The organism is Clostridium sardiniense (genome assembly GCF_050584765.1).
GTDB lineage: Bacteria > Bacillota > Clostridia > Clostridiales > Clostridiaceae > Clostridium > Clostridium sardiniense_A.
This window is the reverse complement of sequence record NZ_JBNOOR010000016.1, coordinates 1-4752: the sequence shown is the minus strand read 5'-3', so window position 1 is coordinate 4752 and position 4752 is coordinate 1. Positions and strand designations below refer to the sequence as shown.

Annotated in this window: 5 protein-coding genes; all 5 read left to right on the top strand. The window is 26.7% G+C overall.

Annotated features, from left to right (window positions below; genetic code table 11):
• A partial coding sequence (locus tag ACQPUW_RS17180) for a protein rep (protein WP_430838662.1) occupies positions 1-1107 on the top strand: 1107 nt, incomplete at its 5' end.
• A 785-nt stretch (positions 1108-1892) separates the two neighbouring features.
• A complete protein-coding gene (locus tag ACQPUW_RS17175) occupies positions 1893-2054 on the top strand; it encodes a plasmid mobilization protein (protein ID WP_430838661.1) in 162 nt (53 codons plus the stop codon).
• A gap of 57 nt (positions 2055-2111) precedes the next feature.
• On the top strand, positions 2112-2234 hold the full coding sequence (locus ACQPUW_RS17170) for a hypothetical protein (RefSeq protein WP_430838660.1): 123 nt from the start codon (positions 2112-2114) through the stop codon (positions 2232-2234).
• 648 nt (positions 2235-2882) lie between these two features.
• A complete protein-coding gene (locus ACQPUW_RS17165) occupies positions 2883-3233 on the top strand; it encodes an HNH endonuclease (RefSeq protein ID WP_430838659.1) in 351 nt (116 codons plus the stop codon).
• A gap of 254 nt (positions 3234-3487) precedes the next feature.
• Positions 3488-4072, top strand: a complete 585-nt coding sequence (locus ACQPUW_RS17160; protein WP_430838658.1) for a hypothetical protein — start codon at positions 3488-3490, stop codon at positions 4070-4072.
• Positions 4073-4752: the final 680 nt, after the last annotated feature.

Sequence of the window (4752 nt, the reverse complement as noted above, 5' to 3'; positions counted from 1 at the left end):
TTTCAAAAAGAAAGGACGTTTTTTAAATTGTACAGTAACAATGATAATATAAAAGCACTTAAAAGTAAAGAAAATACTAAGATAAAAAAGAAAGAAATATTGGATAAGTGTAAAGATAAGAAAGAAAGAAATATAAAGTTTAAAAATTTTATAAAAGATAAAATAAGTGAAAGAAATCTTGAATATATAAAAGACTGTGGCTCTTATCTAGGATTTATAACTAATAAAGAAATTAGCATTAAAAAGCTAGTTGAGGGTAACTTTTGTAAGAATAGGTTCTGTCCATTTTGCGCGTGGCGTAAGAGCTTAAAGGAAGCATTAAAAATAAAAATATGTATGGAGCATCTACAGAAGGAAGAAGACCAGGAATTTTACTTCCTAACCTTAACTGCTCCAAATATTGTTGGCGCAGAATTAGAAGAAGAGATAAAACATTATAATAAAAGCTTCAAGAGACTAATGCAGCGTAAAGATGTACAAGCTGTTGTTACAGGCTATGTTAGAAAGTTAGAGGTTACTTATAGTAGCGAGCGTTACATAACTAAAGCATTGTATAAGAAGAAAAAAAATTATTATGATTATAAGGGGCTTAAGATTGGAGATTTAGAGCCAAATTATAACACATACCATCCACACTTCCATGTTATTATAAGCGTTAAGAGAAATGATATAAAAAACAATAGAGGTTGGATCAAGCAAGAAAGATGGCTACAACTGTGGAGGGAAGCTACGGGAAATAGCTCTATTACACAAGTAGACTTTAAGAAAGTAAGAGATATAAGAGATGGTAAAGAAGCCATAGAGATAGCAAAATATGCGGCTAAGGATGATGATTATTTACATAGTCAAGAAGTTTTCGATATATTCTACAACGCCTTAAAAGGCAAACAGATGATTGTATACAGTGGATTATTTAAAGAAGCAGTTAAGATGTATAAGAACGGAGATTTAGACTGCTATAAGGAAAAGGACAAAGAGGAATATATCTATAAGTTAATGTATAAATGGTTTATAGATAGATACGAGGAAGAAAAGATAAGAGAGCTTACAGAAGAGGAGTATAGTAAATACAATGGAGTAAAGATAGAAGAAGTTAATGATAGCTAATATCCCCGTGCTTAATTACTTGTTATTTAAGGATGGATTAAAGTCAATAGTAAAAGCTAAAGCTTTTAACGCAGTGAACTATTTACTTTAATTTTTCCTTAAATATAATAAATCCTGACACGGGGGCCCTCCAAAGAGTACCTCAAATTCTAACAAGTGATCTAACGATCGATTATAAAAAGAGTAATGGTGTACATATAAATAATAAGTATATAATTATTGAATAATGAATGTACACCATTAAAAACTAATAAAACCCCATATTTGTTTTCCATAAGGAAATTAACCTTATAATTAGTTTTGCATTTAATAATTAAATTAAGATATAAACATATCAATCAATTTAATTAAAAATTCAACTTCTTCAGGGTGCTGAATTATATAAAGCTTTATTGATAATTTAAGATTATTTATTTCATAAATTAGTTTCTTCATATTGCTTGTCCTCCTTTAGTATTTACCTAGGTATTACCTAGGGGGGGGTAAGCTTTTAAACTGTTTTTAGGCAAAAAAAAAGAAGCCTTAAAGACTTCTTTTCTAATTGCAGCAGATATATCTTGATGCTTGATCCCTATATTATTTGTTCTCTGAGAAAATTTTTTTCCAAACAAATAGGTTATATGTAGATCTATATATAATGAAATTATGTAAAAATATATATAAAGTTGTAGGAATAATCTTAGAATTTACTCTTATACTTCAACAAATTCTTTTATGGTAACTATGTTATTGTAATTACATAAAGGTACTTTGTAATTACAAGTGATGGGGAAGGGAAGAGAAATATGAGGAAAAATAAATTGATTCAGATACGAGTTAGTGAAGATCAAAAAAAGGAGATTGAATCTCTTGCAGCTAAAAGGGGGCTTAACACGAGTGAGCTTATATTATTTAGCCTTATGAGGTTATTAGCGGAAGATAATATAAACTTAGCTTATAAGTATTAAAATAATATTATCCTGGAAATAATTCTTAAAAAGGATTGTTAAAAGGAGTTATTAAAGATGGAAAAAATAAAAGAAAATATTAGTTTAGTGCTTATGTGGGTTATATTCCTTGCATTAAGCTTATGTGGTGTAATAGGAGTAGTAATGTTGGAATTAATATTTAAATTAATATTAATTTGAATTTGCTTTAAAGTAATATATAATAAAGTAAAAGTAATAAAAAGTGACAAATAAAAAATACTATCCACTCTTTCACCTTTGGATAGTATTTAGATTAATATATTTTTTAATTAGTCCCTTTTAATATTTCATAAAAAAATGTAAGAAGGGCTAATATTGAAGGCAGTTGTTCCAGCAACTGTCTTTTAATTTTTATCTTGATAGTTACTTCCATATAGAGTCACCTCCTGTCTTTCGCCATCTTTTTTAAATTATACCATCTTTAAAGATAGCTGTCATAAAACATTCGAACATTCGAACATTAAATTACATAACTATTTTTATTTTTAATTTAAGAGCTAAAATATTTAAATTTAATTCAAATGATTTAATTCTCATTCTATATCATCTCCTTGCAAATATTATTGAGGAACAATATGTTATATACATTACAAAAAGAAATTACAACAAAAAAATGTATTATAGTAAAATAATTTAAATATTAAAGGAGATAGTATTGTTAATTTTATATTCCATAAATACGTCCCTCCTATTATTGTTGTATCAAAATTAATTTAGATGTAAACCTGAAAGAAAAATATTTCTAATATATTTAAGTTTAGAATAAATATGCTATTGTTTGCAGAAACTAATTTAGGGTGATTTTGTATGGAATTATTTATAATGATAATATTTATAATAATAATTCTTATAGGATATGGTCTTGATGAGTATTCTAAAGAGAATTACGAAAAAGATGAATATAGTGAACAGAAGTATAAAAGAGAATTAACAGAAGGGCAAGACTGGTATCATAATACTTATCTTAAAAGTGAACATTGGGAAAGAACTAGAGATAGGGCGTTAAAGCGTGCAGGCTATAGATGTGAAGAATGTGGAAGTAATAAAAATCTTAATGTTCATCATAAAACATATGATAATATTTGGAATGAGAGGGATGAAGATTTAGAGGTGTTATGTCAACCTTGCCATTACAGAAGACATTTTGAATCTGCATAATATTATTAGAAGAGAAATCTCTAAAAGTGGATTATTAGTAGATTACTATTGGATAAGCTTATAAAAGAGCATAAAAATGATAAATAGTATGAATAAGTGTATTTGCATCAAAACTTTGTATAAAGAGTTTAAAATGTAATGATATCAGAAGAAAGTTAGAAGGCATTAATTAATAATTAGTGCCTTTTATAATACAAAAAATGGCACAATATATGTTACAATATTTGTAAATAGTGATAAGGGGAAGAGATAGGATGAATATTAAAGATATAAGTATAGAAGAACTATTAAAAATGGTTAATGATGCATTAAAGGAGGGTGTTGGTGTAAATAAATTTAGTTCCACAAATGGATTAAAGGAAAGTAGTGTAAAGTCTAAGCTTAATAGAAGCGGATATGCGTATAACAAGAGCCTAAAGGCGTATGTTAAGATTAAAAAAGACGATACAAAAGATGATATAAAAAGTGACACAAATAATACTATAAAAAGTGATGTAAATAATAATACAAAGATAAAACAGTTGGAATTGCAGTTAAAGAATAAAAGTATAGAAAATGAAATAAATAATGATGTAAAAGTTGAACATTTAGAGAAGCAGTTGAAGAAGTTAGAAGAGAGATTAAATAAATTAGAAAGCTCTATAGATGGTCATAAGAAAAATAATAGCAGAAAGGGAAGATATTATATTAATAATACTAAAGATACTGCTACAAAGGGGATAAGGCTTTACATGGAAGTTAAAGAACAACTAGATAGCTATTTAGCTGCACATAAGGATAAGAAAGTGATCGAGGTGTTTAGTTACGCTATTCTAGATTATATAAATAAATACAAATAATAATTAATAAGATTTATGCTTGCAGCATAGGTCTTTTTTTTATTTGCTATTCTTGTAGAGTTGCATACCACATTTAAAATATAAATTCTTTAGAAATGAGCGAAATCCAGGTACAAATTCGTTGGTTCTAAAACAGATCCTTTATTTAGGATTTAAATAAAAGAAATATTTTATTATTTAATTTTACGTTTTAAATTGAGATGCATATATTAGATTGAATTTTATGTTGTATATATCCCATGTGCAGGAGATATATATACTCCTTAATTTTACGTTTTAGCATATGACTGCATACAATTATTGTGAAAATAAGTTAAGAAAATTTTTAATATACGATTTGGTTTACATAGTATAAAAAGAAGTGGATTTTGAAAAAAATCTACTATCTTGATACTATAGGTAACTATTTCTGTTGCAGTTTTAAACTTAATACTACGGTTAAAACGTTGATATTGCTTGCTTTAGGTATATTTTGCTTGTAGATTTTATGCCGAAAAAGGTAAAAAAATAACTTGTTATGTTTTTCCTTCTATTCTATAATTTAAATTGCGAGTAAAAATCATAAAATATAAAGGGATATAAACTTAACAAGTTCTGTATTCCTTTCAAAAAGAAAGGACGTTTTTTAAATTGTACAGTAACAATGATAATATAAAAGCACTTAAAAGTAAAGAAAATAC

Coding starts and splice junctions, on each gene's coding strand:
- ACQPUW_RS17175 (WP_430838661.1), top strand. CDS start 1,893: ATGAGGAAAAATAAATTGATTCAGATACGAGTTAGTGAAGATCAAAAA.
- ACQPUW_RS17165 (WP_430838659.1), top strand. CDS start 2,883: ATGGAATTATTTATAATGATAATATTTATAATAATAATTCTTATAGGA.
- ACQPUW_RS17160 (WP_430838658.1), top strand. CDS start 3,488: ATGAATATTAAAGATATAAGTATAGAAGAACTATTAAAAATGGTTAAT.
- ACQPUW_RS17170 (WP_430838660.1), top strand. CDS start 2,112: ATGGAAAAAATAAAAGAAAATATTAGTTTAGTGCTTATGTGGGTTATA.